Genomic DNA, 17,132 nt, shown 5'->3' with positions numbered 1-17,132 from the left:
TCCTTTCATCCTAGAAAAAATTCAGTCATATTTTCTCTTAAACTTGTCTTTGAAGACACTGTTTGTTTATCGAATATGGTTTCTCATTTTTCTGTAATGATAATTTTTACAGCTAGATGATTTGTTCATAATCCTTATTTTATCATAAACACACCTCAAGGAACATCTTTGGTTAAAGTAGATATGTTTATAAAAAATCGGGCACAGTAAACTAAGAATGAATCTCTAATTTTTAAATTGCCCTAATAGAGATATCCTACCATATATCGAAAACTTTTGGAAATGCTGATTTAATGCTATTCTTGAGTTTTTAAAATTTTCTCTAGTAAAAGAAAAAGATTGAAGAAAGAGTCCATTTTGGACTCTTTCTTCAATCTGAAGTCAGCAAAAATTGGTGACTTTTTATGTAAATGATTAACAAAATTAAGAAAACCACACTGGAGGAATTCTTACTGACCCAACTCTTCACTATATGCGATAATCTGATCAACTGTGTCTGACAAGAACTGAATCGTATCGCGAAGTGGTTTGTCCGTCGAAATATCTGCTCCGATAATCATCGCAGACTCAAGTGGGGTCTTGCTGCCACCAGATTTGAGAAGGTCCAGCCAATCTTTGGCTCCATTTTCGGAGTTCTTCAAATGCAGGTAACCTGCGGTTGAGATAACTAGGCCAGCTGAGTAGGTATAGCTGTAAAGCCCCATGTAGTAGTGGCTTTGGCGCATCCAGGTTAAAGCTGCATCATCATCGATTTCTACAGCGTCGCCCCAGAATTCGGTCAAGACTTCCTTCATGATGCTGTTGAGCTTGCTAGCGCCGAAGGTACCACCTTCTTCGATCAGGGTGTAGACCTTGCGTTGGAAGGCCGCTTCCAGCAAGTGGGTGATGAAGTTGTGGAAGTAGGTGTCTGTCAAACGGTGAGCCAGGGCAAAACGTTTTTGACGAGGATCGTCAAACTGCTGTTCCAAATAGTCGCTGAGGAGGAGCTCGTTAAAGGTAGATGGAGCTTCCACATAGTAGGTTGACATGTGGGCGTTGAAGTAGCTTTGGTTGTTGTCTGAGAAGATGAATTGACCAGAGTGTCCGATCTCGTGGATCAGGGTATAAACATCGCTCATGCGCCCTGTCCAACTCATCAGGACATAAGGATGGACGCGATAGGGGTCAGCCGCATAACCACCGGAATCCTTGCCTTCGTTGGCCGCAAAGTCGACCCAACGTTCGGTTTGGTAGCGGGCGATTTCGCGAGAATATTCTTCACCAAGTGGTGCCACAGATTTCATGACCAAGTCATAAGCGTCATCAATGGTGACATCTGGGTTGAGCGCGCTGTCCAAGTCCAACTTCCAATCAGCAAAGGTCATTTTTTCAAGGCCGTTGACCTTGGCCACGTGTTTGAGGAATTTTTGAGCGACCGGAGCGAAGTCCCTCATGATCAGGTCAATCTGACGGTCAAACATAGAACGATCCACTTCCTGCTCAGCCAAGAGATAGTCAAAGACAGAGTCGTAGCCTCGCATATCTGCGATCAGTTTTTCGGACTTAACTTGAGCTAGATAGGTAGCAGCAGCCGTGTTTTGGTGCTTGCGGAGACCTTCTGAGAAGGAACGAAAGGCTTTTTCACGGACTTCCGCATTCTCATGGTTTTGGTAGAAGTTTTCATAAGTAACAAAACTATTTTTGTAGACTTTTCCATCCACTTCGAAATCAGCCATTTCAAAGTCACCCGCCCGCATCTTGGTATAGATGTCTTGTGGTCCGTAGAAGACTTCACCCAGGTTGGTCAAGGTTTTTTCGACATCAGCTCCCAAGTAGTGGGCTTTTTTGATTTTAGCCTGACGAATGGCATAAGTGAGGTGAGGGAGTTGTCCGAGACGTTCAAGGACTTCTTCATCCGCTTCTACCAAAGCATCATCAAAGAAAGAGAGTTCGACGCTCGCCCAAGTTTCGAAATCCATCCCCGCTTGGGCAATTTCCGCAAAAGCTTCATCGCCAAAGTCAGTCGTTTGGGGCATAAAGCTGTAGTTACCAATGTGGCTGAGTTGAATCTGAATTTGTTCAAAGACCGCAAAGGCAGCTTCAAAGTCTTCAAAAGTGTGGAGCTTACCCTTGTAGTTGCGGACAAATTCATTGATTTCTTCACGCGTCTTTTCGATGGCACGCAAGAAGTCTTCCTGGTCTTGATAGAGGGCTGTGAGGTCCCAGAGTTCGTTCTCAGGAAATTCAGAACGTTTTTTTAATTCCATAGTGTTCTCCTTTTGATCAAATAACTATATTCAGTATAGCAGAAAATAGGGGAGAATGATAGGCGAAAGGGGAACTTATCAAAGCTTGCTGGATCCAATAAGAAGCCAAGGATTCTCTAGCTTTTTTACCTTCTTTTGGTATAATAAAGTGGAGAAAGTTTTAGGGAGTATACGATGAAGAAAATCTATAAAATTAGCTTGGCAGCGATGACCTTGCTAACCTTGGTGGCATGTGGACCTAAGCGACGTCCTCGGACGCAACCCTCTACAGCTCAAAGTGAAGTAACAGATGGAAAAAGTTCCAAGAAAGCATCTTCAGGGCATGAGTACTATCAAACGGTTCTTGAACGTTATCAGGCCTACTCTAGGGCTATCGAAGCAGGTGATAGTGCTGGTCTAGAGGCTAAACTAAAAGAAATAGATCCTCAATCTGATGAGTATGCCTATGCCGTGTATCTTCAAACTCTGGGTAGTAAACCAAATCTTTCCTATTTTTATACAGATTTGGATAAGGATGGGCGGGATGAACTCTTGATTGGGAATAACCAAACAGTCTCAGCAATCTACTATCTGAAAGGCCAGCAACCAGAATTACTGCATACAGTTTTTGTAGCTTCCTCTGGTGGCTCTCGTTCAGGTTTTCAAATTTTTGAGGATGGCTCGGTCATCTATGCTAGCTTTTCGTCTCTTCAACCAGAAGTAGATTTGATCCATTACAAGTTCCAAAAAGGGAAACTGGAAACTGTCAATAAGATCCAAATTAAAAATGGGGACGGTCAGAAGCCAGAAAAAGCCTTAGGGATTACAGCAAAAGAATTGGATCAAGCAAAATTTGGATGGAAAGAACTAGAGACCGGAAAGAAGGCGACCAGCCAAGCAAGTACCTCAGAGCAGCAAACAAGTAGTTTCCAAGTCCGTGTAGCAGTTTCAGATCTTCGAATTCGTAAAGAAGCATCGATCAAGGGGGAAGAAGTTGGAATGATCCCGCAAGGTGTTTACACGATAACTGAGACGGTGGCAGCTGACGGTTATACCTGGGGCAAGCTCCAATCTGGCCAAGGCTGGATCGCGCTTGAATTTACGACGAGAGTGGAAGGGGGAAATGCATCCACTGTTAAAGGATTGAGTGCGGAAGATCAAGAGGATATCCACTCGGTAGTAGAGAATGGCTATTCTTTAATGTATTCTAGATTGGTCAAACCAACCTTTATATTAGATTTATCAAATGATCATAGCGGTATCTATTCTTATACAGAAGGCATGTTTTTAGATTATTTCAATACTTATACTCCAGGTACCTATCAACTTGCAGATGTCATTAAAAAATTGGAAGCTCAAGAAACATCAGAATCCATTCAATCTATGACTACAGATCAATTAATTCAACTTGCGAAAGAAAGAAAACAAGGCTGGATATACTCTTCGAAAGATAAGAAGTTTTTTGAATTCGTTCCAGGTGGACGCGGAGGTGCTGGCCCAGAGGTTGTTATTCCTTCAGCAGATGAGTGGGTCGTTGAGAATGATACAGTTACAGTAACAACTAGAGTTAAGACCTCTTCTCAACCTTTTGAGCGCTATGTGTTGAAGCGGAGCAAGAAAGACTATTCAGGTGGAGAACACAAAACGCGATTCTATGTCGTTAGTAAAGAAAATGTGTGGAATGGAAAATAGATGGTAGCTATATCTAGCTCTAGAATTTTAAAATACGTGGAAATCAAATATTCCTCGAAAAAGGCTTTTAAAGCCTTTTTCTTTTGGGCTTGAATATGGTAAAATAAAGGTTATACGTGCTTGGATACAAAGATGAGGATATAACATACAGAAAGGCTGTTGAAATCCCGATCTCGTTGAGTTGGGTGGCCTTAGTATCTTGATAGTTAAACACGGGCTAAATCCCTAGTGAAAAAGATAGATTTCCTGGTGTGCGTGGCACACTGCGTCAATCTCCTATTTTCATACGGGATTCTTCACGCCCTTTGTATCCTGATTTTTGTAGGCAAGTCGTATAATTTTATCAATCCAAAGGGGATTAAAATGACAAAACAAGTGTTTCAAACGACTTTTGCGGGTCGTGAGTTGATCGTAGAGACTGGCCAGGTTGCCAAGCAAGCAAATGGTTCTGTTGTCGTACGTTACGGTGAGTCAACTGTCTTGACGGCAGCTGTCATGTCTAAGAAGATGGCAACTGGGGATTTCTTCCCACTCCAAGTCAATTACGAAGAAAAAATGTATGCAGCTGGGAAGTTCCCTGGTGGCTTTATGAAGCGGGAAGGACGTCCTTCAACAGATGCGACTTTGACAGCGCGTTTGATTGACCGTCCGATCCGTCCGATGTTTGCGGAAGGTTTCCGTAACGAAGTGCAAGTCATCAATACTGTCCTTTCTTACGATGAAAATGCCTCTGCACCAATGGCAGCCATGTTTGGTTCATCCTTGGCCTTGTCTATCTCAGATATTCCATTTGACGGCCCAATCGCTGGAGTACAAGTAGGTTATGTCGATGGGGAAATCATCATCAACCCAACCCAAGAACAAGCAGAGCGCTCGCTTCTTGAATTGACAGTAGCTGGTACCAAGCACGCTATCAACATGGTAGAGTCTGGTGCCAAAGAATTGTCAGAAGAAATCATGTTGGAAGCTCTTTTGAAAGGGCATGAAGCCGTTAAAGAATTGATTGCCTTCCAAGAAGAAATCGTTGCGGCAGTCGGCAAAGAAAAAGCAGAAGTTGAATTGCTTCATGTAGATGAGGAATTGCAAGCTGAAATCATCGCAGCCTACAACAGTGACCTTCAAAAAGCGGTCCAAGTAGAAGAAAAATTGGCTCGTGAAGCTGCAACTCAAGCAGTCAAAGACCAAGTCACAGCCGTTTACGAAGAAAAATATGCAGACCACGAAGAATTTGACCGTATCATGCGGGATGTGGCTGAAATCTTGGAACAAATGGAACACGCAGAAGTGCGCCGTTTGATTACAGAAGACAAGGTTCGTCCTGACGGTCGTAAGGTCGATGAAATCCGTCCTTTGGAAGCGGTTGTTGACTTCGTTCCCCGTGTGCACGGTTCAGGTCTCTTTACTCGTGGACAAACGCAGGCCCTTTCTACCTTGACGTTGGCGCCAATGGGTGAAACGCAAATCATCGATGGTTTGGATCCAGAGTACAAGAAACGCTTTATGCACCACTATAACTTCCCACAATACTCTGTTGGTGAAACGGGTCGTTACGGTGCGCCTGGTCGTCGTGAGATTGGTCACGGTGCTCTTGGTGAGCGTGCTCTTGAGCAAGTCTTGCCAAGCTTGGAAGAATTCCCATACGCGATCCGTCTGGTAGCAGAAGTCTTGGAATCAAACGGTTCTTCTTCTCAAGCCTCTATCTGTGCGGGAACGCTTGCCCTTATGGCTGGTGGTGTGCCAATCAAGGCGCCAGTAGCAGGGATTGCCATGGGACTGATTTCTGATGGAAGTAACTATACCGTATTGACAGATATCCAAGGTTTGGAAGACCACTTTGGAGATATGGACTTTAAGGTTGCAGGTACGCGTGACGGGATTACAGCCCTTCAAATGGATATCAAGATCCAAGGGATTACTGCAGAAATCTTGACGGAGGCTCTTGCTCAAGCCAAGAAAGCTCGTTTTGAAATTCTTGATGTGATTGAAGAAACGATTCCAGAAGTTCGTCCAGAATTGGCTCCAACTGCTCCGAAAATTGATACCATCAAGATTGATGTGGACAAGATCAAGATTGTCATCGGTAAAGGTGGAGAAACCATCGACAAGATCATCGCTGAAACAGGCGTTAAGATTGATATCGACGAAGAAGGTAACGTGTCTATCTACTCGAGTGATCAAGCTGCGATTAACCGTGCCAAAGAAATCATTGCTGGCTTGGTTCGTGAAGCGAAAGTGGATGAAGTTTACCATGCCAAAGTGGTTCGGATTGAGAAATTTGGTGCCTTTGTAAACCTCTTTGATAAGACAGATGCCCTCGTTCATATCTCTGAAATGGCTTGGACACGTACCAACCGTGTAGAAGACTTGGTAGAAATCGGTGATGAAGTGGATGTCAAGGTAATTAAGATCGATGAAAAAGGCCGTGTCGATGCTTCGATGAAGGCTCTTCTTCCTCGTCCACCAAAACCAGAACATGCAGAAGAAAAAGGGGATAAGGCTCATCGTCATGGTGATCGTCCTCGTCACCACAAACCAAAAAAAGACTTTGCTAAAGATGCAAGCCAAGAAACGAAAGAATAAGCAATCAAAAGAAAGGAGCACGGTATGGGATGGTGGCGTGAAACCATTGATATTGTAAAAGAAAATGACCCAGCAGCACGTACCTCGCTGGAAGTCCTCTTGACCTATCCTGGGGTAAAAGCTCTAGCTGCTCACCGTGTTTCTCACTTTTTGTGGAATCATGGTTTTAAGCTCTTGGCGCGGATGCATAGTCAGTTCTGGCGTTTTTGGACCCAGATTGAGATCCATCCAGGTGCGACCATTGCTTCAGGTGTCTTTATCGACCATGGAGCAGGCCTTGTCATCGGGGAAACGGCTATTGTTGAAAAAGGAGCCATGCTCTACCACGGGGTGACCCTTGGAGGAACTGGGAAGGATATCGGCAAACGCCATCCAACGGTCCGTGAAGGAGCCTTGGTCTCCGCTCATGCCCAGGTCATCGGCCCAATTGAGATTGGAGCCAAGGCCAAAGTAGGAGCAGGAGCGGTTGTGGTCTCCGATGTACCGAGTGATGTGACCGTTGTCGGAGTCCCTGCCAAGATTGTTCGGGTTCACGGCAAAAAGGATGAGCCAATCATTCACCAAGAAGAAGAAAAACGCGAATACTACGTGAATAAGATGGAGCACGCCAAGGAAGCTAGTCACCATTCTTCAAGTCTTTAGAAAAGGTTGGAAAAGTTATCGAAGTGAAATCTGACAGGAGGAACCGACCTGTCAGATTTACCAGATGCTATTTTGAACCAGGTAGTCCTTGAACTGAAAGAAGGCTTGGAGTCAATTTCGCAAGAGTAAAGTCTATCAGTTCTTCTACACAGCTGACTATGTAGATCATCATAACCGAACCTGGGGTGCCCGCCATGAAGAGCGGACAGCTGATGCCATGACTTTTTTCACTATCGCTTTGACAATAGCAAAGGAACTAGAAAGGTAACTACAAGAATGGCAGTTTATTTTTACGGCTGTATCACCATGGATGGCTACTTGGCAGACAGCCAGCACAGGATAGACTGGCTGCATCAGCTTGCTTCTATAGAGGATACAGGCTATGATGACTTTTACAGGCAAATGGATATCACCATCATGGGTAAGCGGACCTTTGAGGAAATCCAAGATTTGCAAGATGTAGAAAGTTTTTATCAAGCTACGGAAAACTATGTCTTTACGCATGATAGGCACCTGCCTGTCAGCAATTACCAGCCAGTAGCTGGGGATGTGGTGGACTTTGTTCGCCAGATTGACAAAGGCAAAAATGTCTTCGTGATTGGTGGTAATTCCTTGGTAGGACCGCTCTTGGATGCGGATCTTTTCGACCACCTCATTATTCAGATAGCGCCCCTTATCCTAGGAAGGGGGGTTCCCCTCTTTACCCAAGAGGAAGGGCAGCGCTTTTACCAACTGGATAGCCTCAGACAATTTGGCCCTTTTGCAGAGCTGGTTTTCAGCCGAAAAAGTCAGAAATAGAGAAGGGAGTGGACCGCATGATTAAAATTTATGACACCATGTCTCGTGATTTGCGAGAATTTGTCCCAATCGAAGAAGGAAAGGTTCGCATGTATGTCTGTGGACCAACTGTTTACAACTATATCCACGTGGGGAATGCCCGTTCAACGGTAGCCTTTGACACAATTCGTCGCTATTTTGAGTATCGTGGCTACGAGGTTAACTACATTTCCAACTTTACAGATGTGGATGATAAGATTATCAACCGCGCCAAAGAAGAAGGCATTAGTCCTCAGGAAGTGGCAGACAAGTACATTGCGGCCTTTCGTAAGGATGTAACGGCTCTCGGTGTGAAACCTGCAACCCGCCACCCTCGTGTGGTCGAGTTTATGGATGACATCATTCGTTTTGTCGCTGACTTGATCGAAAAAGGCTATGCCTACGAGAGCCAAGGCGATGTTTATTTCCGTGTGGAAAAATCCCACAACTATGCAAAATTAGCCAATAAAACCTTGGAAGACTTGGAGCTAGGCGCTTCAGGTCGGACAGATGAGGAAACTGCTCGCAAGGAAAATCCAGTCGACTTTGCCCTTTGGAAGGCTGCCAAACCAGGAGAGATTTCTTGGGATAGCCCTTGGGGACCTGGTCGTCCGGGTTGGCACATCGAGTGTTCGGTCATGTCAACGGGGATTTTAGGGGATACTATTGATATCCACGGTGGTGGAGCCGACCTTGAGTTTCCACATCATACCAACGAAATTGCTCAGTCTGAAGCTAAAACGGGCAAGACCTTTGCCAACTACTGGATGCATAATGGCTTTGTCAATATCGACAATGTCAAGATGTCCAAGTCCTTAGGCAACTTTATCACTGTGCATGATGCATTGAAGACCATCGATGGCCAAGTCCTTCGCTTCTTCTTTGCGACCCAGCACTACCGCAAGCCCATTAACTTCACAGAAAAAGCGGTGCGCGATGCGGAGACCAACCTCAAGTATTTGAAAAATACCTATGAGCAACCGTTCACAGGAGAAGTGGATCCAGCAGACTTGCAAGGCTTTGTGGACAAGTTTATTGTGGCGATGGATGAAGATATCAATGCAGCGAACGGTATCACTGTCGTCTTTGAATTGGCCAAATGGATCAATTCAGGTCACTATAATCAAGACGTCAAAGATGCCTTGACCAAGATGTTGGAAGTCTTTGGACTGGTCTTTGTCGAAGAAGTCTTGGATGCAGATATTGAAGCCTTGATCGCTGAACGTCAGGAAGCGCGGGCTAAGAAAAACTTTGCGAAAGCAGATGCGATTCGCGATGAATTGGCTGCACAAGGAATCAAGCTCTTGGATACAAAAGAAGGTGTAAGGTGGACACGTGATTGATGTCAATCTAATCAATGGGATTGCCCTGGCCTTTGAGGGAGATGCGGTTTATTCTATGTATATTCGCAAGCACCTAATTTTTCAAGGGATGACCAAGCCCAATAAACTTCATCAGGCAGCTACCCGCTACGTCTCTGCCAAAGCCCAGGCTAATCTGATTGCGATGATGTTAGAAGAAGAGCTTTTGACAGAGAAAGAAGTCGAGATCTATAAGCGCGGTCGCAATACCAATAGCCATACCAAGGCCAAAAATGCGGATGTCGTGACCTATCGCATGTCGACAGGTTTTGAAGCGGTCATGGGTTACCTGCATCTGACAGATGAAATCAGTCGCTTAGAGGAATTAGTAGCTTGGTGTATCCAAAAAGTGGAAGAAGGAACAAAATAGTGAAAAATATCAGAGAGTGGTTCCCTCAGGCAGAGGTGACGGATCACCCCAATCCACCAGCTGGTTATGTAGCCATTCCTCTGCAGGCCCAGCAATGGTTGCTACTGAAGGAAGAAGAGCTGACCGAGAGAGAAAAGCAATTGATTGCTTGGTTGGGCAGTGAGGAAGATTTTGACCCCAATCCTTGGTACCAATACTTGATTGATGGTAAGGGAGAAGCCCCTCAAGTCATCAAAAAAATGCAACTTGTCTATTGCCACCTCTCGCACTCGACAGCGGAAGGAACGGCTTCTTGGCTAGAGATGATGCAGACACTCTTACCCAATTTCCGAGCAACCTTGCAACTGAGTGGGCAGGACTATGTGCTCATTCTGGACCAAGACCAGTCTTTACCTGTGGCCGATATCTTAAAAGATACTGTCTCTGCCATGGAGTATGACTTCAATATTCGTTTATCTATCTTGGTCGGGCAAGTATGGACCGAGTCTAAAGACGGGAAAGTGTCTGCTGTCATCCGAGCAGAACAGGCGGTCTTTCGAGCTTGGATTCGAGAGGGCCATCAAGGTGTCTATCGCTTTTCTCAACTCTATCTGTGGGGAATCGAGCAGGCAGATCTGGATCTCACCCCGATCAAAGCAAGCTTGCATCAGTTGATTGAAAGTCAAGATCAATTGCAAGACATCATTGTTGCTCTTTGGGACAATGGGGCAGTCGTAACCAAGGCCGCCCAACAACTCTATCTCCACCGCAATTCGCTCCAATACAAGATTGACAAGTGGGAGGAGTTGACGGGTCTTCAGTTGAAAAATCTGACAGATCTAGCCCTGTGCTATCATTTGGTCTTACAAGATGTGATTTAAACGGAATCAATCCAGAGTTTTGTGCAAGTTGCACAAAACTCTTTTTCTTTTTTGTGAGACTTGCCATAGATTTGTAAAACGTTTTCATTTACAATAGAACTATAAAAATCAAAGGAGTACCATCATGGTAGAATTAAATCTTAAAAATATTTACAAAAAATATCCAAACAGCGAACACTACTCAGTTGAAGACTTCAACTTGGACATCAAAGACAAAGAGTTTATCGTTTTCGTAGGTCCTTCAGGATGTGGTAAATCAACAACTCTTCGTATGATCGCTGGTCTTGAAGATATCACAGAAGGTGAATGTTCGATCGATGGTGTCGTTGTAAACAACGTGGCACCTAAAGACCGTGACATCGCCATGGTATTCCAAAACTACGCTCTTTACCCACACATGACTGTGTACGATAACATGGCATTTGGTTTGAAATTGCGTAAATATAGCAAGGAAGATATCGACAAACGTGTACAAGAAGCAGCTGAAATCCTTGGCTTGAAAGAATTCTTGGATCGTAAACCAGCTGACCTTTCTGGTGGTCAACGTCAACGTGTGGCCATGGGTCGTGCCATTGTCCGTGATGCAAAAGTGTTCTTGATGGACGAACCTTTGTCAAACTTGGATGCTAAACTTCGTGTATCCATGCGTGCTGAAATTGCGAAAATCCACCGTCGTATCGGAGCTACAACAATCTACGTAACCCACGACCAAACAGAAGCGATGACACTTGCTGACCGTATCGTTATTATGTCTGCTACTAAAAACCCAGCTGGTACAGGTACTATCGGACGTGTAGAACAAATCGGTACTCCGCAAGAAGTGTATAAGAACCCTGTGAATAAATTCGTAGCTGGATTCATCGGAAGCCCTGCCATGAACTTCATTAACGTGAAATTGGAAGGTGGACACATCGTTGCCAATGGATTGAACTTGAAAGTTCCAGAAGGTGCTTTGAAAGTCTTGAAAGAAAAAGGCTATGATGGTAAAGAATTGATCTTTGGTATCCGTCCAGAAGACGTGAATACAGAAGCTGCTTTCCTTGAAACATTCCCAGAATCAGTCGTGAAAGCAACCATCTCTGTATCTGAGTTGCTTGGTTCAGAATCTCACTTGTACTGCCAAGTTGGTGACAACGAATTCATCGCTAAAGTAGATGCACGTGACTACCTTGGAACTGGTGAAACCATCGAACTTGGATTTGACTTGAACAAAGCTCACTTCTTCGACAAAGAAACTGAAAAAACAGTATACTAATACCTACTGACACTGTAGAGACTAAGACGATATGTCTCAGTCTCTTTCATTTTAAGGAGACAAAACATGGAAAAAGACTGGTGGAAGGGGAAGGTCGCTTATCAGATCTACCCAAAAAGCTTTAAAGATAGCAATGGTGATGGCGTTGGGGATTTGAAAGGAATCACGAAGAAACTCGATTACCTTCAAAACTTAGGAATTGACATTCTCTGGTTATCGCCTATTTACAAGAGTCCGTTTATTGACCAGGGCTATGATATTTCAGACTACTATGCCATTGATCCTATTTTTGGAACTATGGAAGATATGGAGGAGCTAATTGCTGAAGGTAAGAAGCGGGGCATTTCTATCATTATGGACTTGGTGGTTAACCACTGCTCCAGTCATCACGAGTGGTTCCAAAAAGCTCTATCAGATCCAGATGGCCCTTATGCAGATTACTTTTATTTCATCGAAAGTGACAAGGAACCCAACAACTGGGAAAGTTACTTTGGAGGCAGTGTCTGGGAACCAGTTCCTGGCACCAACAAATACTATCTCCATTCTTTTCACAAGGATCAGCCAGACCTTAATTGGCAAAATCCTGTCTTGCGCGAAGAAATTTACAAGATGATCAACTGGTGGTTGGACAAGGGAATTGCGGGCTTTAGGATCGATGCTATTATCAATATCAAAAAAGATCTAGAATGGCGTTCGCTTCCGTCTGATCGCGAAAATGGCTTGGTCCCAGTACCGGAGTCTCTAGTGAATGCCCAATCGATTGAACCTTTCTTGCATGAGTTAAATGAGCGAACCTTCGCCAAGTACAATGCCTTCACAGTAGGGGAAGTGTTAAATGAAACCGACGAAGAGTTGCATTTCTTCATTGGAAAAGATGGCGTCTTCTCTTCCATCTTTGATTTCAAACAAACCTGCTTAGGGCAGGAAGGAAAGGGCTGGTTTGACCATAGTCTTCCAACAGCAGATGAACTCAAGGAAAGTATTTTCCAAGCGCATGAGCGCGCGGATAGCATTGGGGTTCTCTCGACGATCATTGAAAACCACGATGAGCCTCGTGGGGTGTCCCATTATATTGCTGAAGGTCCAGTAAACGACACCAGTAAAAAAGCCCTGGGAACTATTCAGGTTTTGCGCAAGGGAATTCCGTTTATCTATCAAGGCCAAGAAATTGGAATGGAAAACCAAGTCTTTGAATCAGTAGAGGACTTTGATGATATCGCGACCATCAATGGCTATCATGTCGCTAAAGAAGCTGGTTTGAGTGAGGAAGAAGCCTTAGCAGTGATTGCCAACTACAGCCGGGACAATGCGCGAACACCCATGCAATGGTCAAGAGAGCCAGGTCTGGGCTTTAGCGATGGGTCAGCCTGGTTGATCAGTCCCAAACCAGATGTTGCCATCAATGTGGAAGACCAGGAAAAAGATCCAGATTCTATTTTGAATTACTATCGCCAGTTGACGGCCTTGTATCGCCATCCCCTTTATGGAAATACCATCCGATTCGGAGATATGATCCCAGCGTATCGGGACCGTGAAAACATCATCGCCTTTGAACGCCGTGGGGACAAGCGTCTCTTGGTTGTCAGCAATTTCCAAAATCGCCAGGCCACCTTGGAGTTGCCAGCTCCGATTAAAACAGTCGTTTTAAATAATACAGCTGGGTTGTTCCAAGAAGGAGACCAAGTGCTAGAATTGACTCCTTACCAAACGGTTGTGTTGGAATTGGTGGAATAGAAAAGAACCTTCGCGTCTGCGAAGGTTCTTTTGAAGATATATCTTTCGAAACTTTCCTTAGGTGAGTACGGACGTCAGCGAACTTCGAAGAAGTTCCATGACTTAGTTTTGAACCTAAGGTTTCAAAACTCCCGAGTGCTTGAAACTGTTATGTTTCAAGCACTTTTCTCACGGCGGAAAGTTTCAGTATAAGACTGAATACTGCTAAATACTAGAGCGAGTTTTATAACTTTTGTCTAATTTCTTAGATTATTTATATGAAAAATTGATTTTCTATGAAAAGATGAACTTGAGATTCATAGCTAGTCTAAAATCTTACTCAACTTCTTTCTTTTTCAAGAGGAGGAAGCCTCCGCTAACGGCTAACAAGAAGCCTGAAAGAATGAAGTGTGCGGTTGTGTCTTCTCCAGTTTGTGGCAATTGTGCCTTAGCTGGACTTTCTTGGAAGCTTTGTCCTACTTGGTAGCTAAGTGGATGAACGACACCAGATTCTTTTTCAACTTTAGGAGAAGCTGGTAAAGTAGTCTGAGACTGCTCTACTTTTTTCTGCTCTGCTTGATTGTAGATTGGGACTACCACCCGATCTGGTTCTTTGGCTGGTACGTAATCCATCAAGCTTGCCAACTTGCTGCCGAAGATCGCGTTGGTTACCCAGCGGAAGAAGTGGACTGGGTGTTGGCGATTGGTTGGATTTCCGGCATAGACAAAGAGTGGTTGGCCAAGAAGTTCTCCAGAGATGGCCATGACCTTATTGGCTAGGACTTCATTTTTTGGCCACCAGCCTGCAATGTAGTAGTCACTTGAAGCGATACTCATCAAAGTCTTAAAGTTGCTTGGAACCTTTTCAATCCAGTTTCCTGAGTTGGAGTAGAAGAGAGCGTTCTTCTTGTAGCCACTGGTCAGTGGGTCTTGGTCATCGATGATGGCTTTCATCAAGCCCTCGTAGTCACTGCCACCTTTAAGTTTTTCAGCGTCAAAACCTGAAAGAACTCCCAATTTTTCCAGTTTCTGCATGGCTTCCCCGCCGATGACGAGAGTTGGTTTCTTGCCGAAGATGGAGGCATCAAAGCGATTATTTTCAAGCACAATGACATCTGCTTCGTCAGGAGTATCGACGATTTGGAAACCTAATTTTTCAAGGACCAAACTAGTATGAGCAGGCGCATCTACGCCGGTCCAATCGTAGTGATAGTTTGGAGAATAGATCTTCAATGGTTTCAAGGTTGGACCGTTTGGAACCTTGTAGAGGGCTTCGCCGTAGATGGCATAGTTTGGTAGGAGCGATGCAAAAGTATCGCGGTCAACGATGTAGCCATCATCTGTTAGGTAGACAGATTTACCTTGGGAAATCGCCTTGTTTACTGCTTGAACGGCACTGGCTGAGGTATTGGCAATGACGTAGTAAGGCGCTTTAGGATCGATCTCAGAGGTTCTAGTCGCGCGAGTGGTGGTGACTTCTCCAAGTTTTCCAGCAAAGAGACCGTCTTTGAACACAGGTTCTGCCTTGAAGCCTTTCATATCAGGGAAGTTAACGAGAAGTTCCGCATACATGGCTGCCCAGGCGGATTCGTTAGACCCTTTATAGAGGATATGGTTGGCATAGCCCCGTTTAGCTTGAGCCATGTCAATGACCAGGTCTCCTTTTTTGTAGGTACCTGTATCTTCTTTGAGTTCTTTGACGAGGACACCATTGCGTTTGAAGTAGTCAATCATATTGAAGGCTTCTTGGGCGTCATTGTCCTTGTCGAGGCCCATTGGGATAACATAGTAGTCAGGGAAGAATTTCGGACGACCATTCTTCACACGACCGACAACTTCACCAGTTGGTCCAACTAGTTCGTTCTCTGCTTTTGGATCTTCAATCTTGTTGAGACCACGTAGGTAGAAGTTGAGGCGCATCTCAAGAAGCTTGTCGGGATCTTGGCTGAGGAAGTCAATTCCTCCGAGGACAGCATTACGACCAGCATAATAGGATTCTTGGTTGGATTCTGGAATTTCGATGGTATGGCCCAAGATGCCGTGGTAAACGGCATAGACACCTGTATAACCAGAGAAGGAATCATCCCAGCCATCTCCCCAATCCAGTTTTGGAATGATGTAGCTGTCGTATTTGAAATTGGCAACCCCTGCGCGCCCCATATGACGGGCATTTTCCAGCATGAGATTGGACATGAGGTCGTATTCAAAGTTCGGATCATGTGGAGGTGTTGCAGGCTCGATCAAGAATTCTTTGACAAATCCATGGATATCATAGAGAGCGATCGGATTCCATTTGTTGATCATTTGGATGACGGTGCGCACTTCTGGGTTGGTTTGGTAACTAGCATCCCGGTTTGGATCTAGTCCGTTGGCCAAGGCACGCAGGTTGAGAGCGTCCCCGTCAGGGTTTTCCGTGAAGTCAAACAAGAAGATAAATTTGTTTAAAAGAGTTGGGATGTCCAGAGTCACATTCTTGACGTTACCAGCTTCGTCTGTCGTTTTAAAAGTGACTTGATTTTCTGTAGCGAAGGTACGGAAGAGACCGGTGATGATGTCAATCCCAGGTTGTTCATCCGCATGCGTATTATGAACCAGGACAGGTAGTTTGTAATCCAAGGTCTTGTCCTTCAGAGCTGCCAACATCTCGCTTGGTTTGGTGAGGGCTTTTGGATTGGTAGATGAGAGGTAGTGGTCAATACTTGCTTGGTCCTTACTTATAATTCCCATCTTCATATCCCGTCCCTGGGCGCTCTTACCAAGAGTTTCAAGCTGAACTAGACGGTCCGTTTTGGCTTCTGCCTTTGTCTGCTCAATGGAAGCTAGCATTTCCTCGTGGGTATGGAAATCTTTATATGGACGGAAGGTTAGATTCTTGCGAATAGTCAGCCCAAGATCTGAACTAGTTCCGACTAAAGTATGCTCGCCAATATAGTTCCGATAGGTCCGACGGATATTATTAGGGCTCCGAAGGCTTAAATCTTCGCCAAAGAGTTCCTTGACCGTAAAGGTCAGATCCAAATCGTTTCCGTTTTTGTTCTCTTCAACTGTGATGAAGGGATCTTTGGACAGAGTTCCTGTCTCCATGTCCCAAGTTTTCCACTCTTCCAGTGGTTTGTCGTCCAAAGTCCAGCTAATCTTGCCAGCAGCCTGAGCTTGATCCTTAACGGTATCCGTCAGCGTTCCTTTTTCAGACATGTAAACAGGACTGTCACTAAGGCTGATAGCTGGCTCTGCGTTTGCTGCTCGCTCTGTTCCTGTGTTTTCTGGCTTAGCACTAGGGCTAGTAGTGTCTGAAGCGGTAGGAGAGGCTTCAACTGGGCTAGAAGGATTAGTTGGAGCAGTCTCTGCAGGACTTGCAGTCGCTTCTGTTGCAGGAGCCGGACTGTTAGCCTCTGTGCTTGTTGCCGGGCTAGCGTTTGTTCCCTGTGGCTTGAGGACGTTTTCGACAGGTGCGGCAGGACTAGCTGTCTCAACAGTGTCCGCAGCAACTTGGCCTTGTGCGAGGAAGGCTAAAAGGACAGCGGTAGAGAGACTGAGTGCGTTTGTGTACAAACGCTTCTTATAAGAAGAATGCATAAAGAGACCTCCTTTGTTCTTTGCATGTATGCACCTCTATCA

Annotated in this window: 11 protein-coding genes and 2 pseudogenes; 11 read left to right on the top strand and 2 right to left on the bottom strand. The window is 44.8% G+C overall.

Features of this window, described 5'->3' with window-relative positions; translation table 11 throughout:
* Positions 1-449: 449 nt before the first annotated feature.
* Positions 450-2,246 carry an oligoendopeptidase F gene (gene pepF / locus EAI95_RS05975; protein WP_129822488.1) on the bottom strand — a complete coding sequence of 599 codons (1,797 nt, stop codon included), beginning with the start codon at positions 2,244-2,246 and terminating at the stop codon, positions 450-452.
* A 174-nt stretch (positions 2,247-2,420) separates the two neighbouring features.
* On the opposite strand from pepF, the gene EAI95_RS05970 reads away from it, so the two are divergent.
* The 11 genes and pseudogenes from EAI95_RS05970 (at position 2,421) to EAI95_RS05920 (ending at position 13,535) form a co-directional block, all read left to right on the top strand.
* Positions 2,421-3,917, top strand: a complete 1,497-nt coding sequence (locus EAI95_RS05970) for a hypothetical protein (protein ID WP_238662892.1) — start codon at positions 2,421-2,423, stop codon at positions 3,915-3,917.
* 363 nt (positions 3,918-4,280) lie between these two features.
* Positions 4,281-6,497, top strand: a complete 2,217-nt coding sequence (gene pnp / locus EAI95_RS05965; protein ID WP_342770028.1) for a polyribonucleotide nucleotidyltransferase — start codon at positions 4,281-4,283, stop codon at positions 6,495-6,497.
* Positions 6,498-6,521: 24 nt separating this feature from the next.
* Positions 6,522-7,139: a serine O-acetyltransferase gene (gene cysE / locus EAI95_RS05960; protein ID WP_129822486.1), complete on the top strand. Its 618-nt coding sequence runs from the start codon at positions 6,522-6,524 to the stop codon at positions 7,137-7,139.
* 30 nt (positions 7,140-7,169) lie between these two features.
* Positions 7,170-7,265 (top strand): annotated as a pseudogene (locus EAI95_RS10115) (bacteriocin); the annotation flags it as partial.
* Positions 7,243-7,407, top strand: a pseudogene (locus EAI95_RS05950) (phosphorylase); the annotation flags it as partial. The pseudogenes EAI95_RS10115 and EAI95_RS05950, both read left to right, overlap by 23 nt.
* Before the next feature lie 8 nt (positions 7,408-7,415).
* Positions 7,416-7,937 carry a dihydrofolate reductase family protein gene (locus EAI95_RS05945; protein ID WP_129822485.1) on the top strand — a complete coding sequence of 174 codons (522 nt, stop codon included), beginning with the start codon at positions 7,416-7,418 and terminating at the stop codon, positions 7,935-7,937.
* 17 nt (positions 7,938-7,954) lie between these two features.
* On the top strand, positions 7,955-9,298 hold the full coding sequence (gene cysS / locus EAI95_RS05940; protein WP_129822484.1) for a cysteine--tRNA ligase: 1,344 nt from the start codon (positions 7,955-7,957) through the stop codon (positions 9,296-9,298).
* A complete protein-coding gene (locus EAI95_RS05935) occupies positions 9,291-9,686 on the top strand; it encodes a Mini-ribonuclease 3 (RefSeq protein ID WP_129822483.1) in 396 nt (131 codons plus the stop codon). The genes cysS and EAI95_RS05935 overlap by 8 nt, the downstream gene beginning before the upstream one ends.
* Positions 9,686-10,546, top strand: a complete 861-nt coding sequence (locus EAI95_RS05930) for a helix-turn-helix domain-containing protein (protein ID WP_129822482.1) — start codon at positions 9,686-9,688, stop codon at positions 10,544-10,546. The genes EAI95_RS05935 and EAI95_RS05930 overlap by 1 nt, the downstream gene beginning before the upstream one ends.
* A 124-nt stretch (positions 10,547-10,670) precedes the next feature.
* On the top strand, positions 10,671-11,801 hold the full coding sequence (gene ugpC, locus EAI95_RS05925; protein WP_118228587.1) for a sn-glycerol-3-phosphate ABC transporter ATP-binding protein UgpC: 1,131 nt from the start codon (positions 10,671-10,673) through the stop codon (positions 11,799-11,801).
* Positions 11,802-11,867: 66 nt separating this feature from the next.
* Positions 11,868-13,535 carry an alpha-glucosidase gene (locus EAI95_RS05920; RefSeq protein ID WP_129822481.1) on the top strand — a complete coding sequence of 556 codons (1,668 nt, stop codon included), beginning with the start codon at positions 11,868-11,870 and terminating at the stop codon, positions 13,533-13,535.
* A gap of 315 nt (positions 13,536-13,850) precedes the next feature.
* Here the strand turns inward: EAI95_RS05920 and EAI95_RS05915 are convergent, their stop codons facing one another.
* Positions 13,851-17,090 carry an LPXTG-anchored zinc carboxypeptidase gene (locus EAI95_RS05915; protein WP_129822480.1) on the bottom strand — a complete coding sequence of 1,080 codons (3,240 nt, stop codon included), beginning with the start codon at positions 17,088-17,090 and terminating at the stop codon, positions 13,851-13,853.
* Positions 17,091-17,132: the final 42 nt, after the last annotated feature.

The organism is Streptococcus sp. bf_0095 (assembly GCF_004166885.1).
Classification (GTDB): Bacteria; Bacillota; Bacilli; order Lactobacillales; family Streptococcaceae; genus Streptococcus.
Note: the sequence above shows the minus strand (reverse complement) of the source record. Positions and strands in the feature narration are given on the sequence as shown.

Excerpts from the sequence above, each read along its gene's own strand:
- EAI95_RS05915 (WP_129822480.1), bottom strand. The coding sequence starts at position 17,090 with ATGCATTCTTCTTATAAGAAGCGTTTGTACACAAACGCACTCAGTCTC.
- ugpC (WP_118228587.1), top strand. The coding sequence starts at position 10,671 with ATGGTAGAATTAAATCTTAAAAATATTTACAAAAAATATCCAAACAGC.
- EAI95_RS05970 (WP_238662892.1), top strand. The coding sequence starts at position 2,421 with ATGAAGAAAATCTATAAAATTAGCTTGGCAGCGATGACCTTGCTAACC.
- EAI95_RS05945 (WP_129822485.1), top strand. The coding sequence starts at position 7,416 with ATGGCAGTTTATTTTTACGGCTGTATCACCATGGATGGCTACTTGGCA.
- pnp (WP_342770028.1), top strand. The coding sequence starts at position 4,281 with ATGACAAAACAAGTGTTTCAAACGACTTTTGCGGGTCGTGAGTTGATC.
- EAI95_RS05920 (WP_129822481.1), top strand. The coding sequence starts at position 11,868 with ATGGAAAAAGACTGGTGGAAGGGGAAGGTCGCTTATCAGATCTACCCA.
- cysE (WP_129822486.1), top strand. The coding sequence starts at position 6,522 with ATGGGATGGTGGCGTGAAACCATTGATATTGTAAAAGAAAATGACCCA.
- cysS (WP_129822484.1), top strand. The coding sequence starts at position 7,955 with ATGATTAAAATTTATGACACCATGTCTCGTGATTTGCGAGAATTTGTC.
- pepF (WP_129822488.1), bottom strand. The coding sequence starts at position 2,246 with ATGGAATTAAAAAAACGTTCTGAATTTCCTGAGAACGAACTCTGGGAC.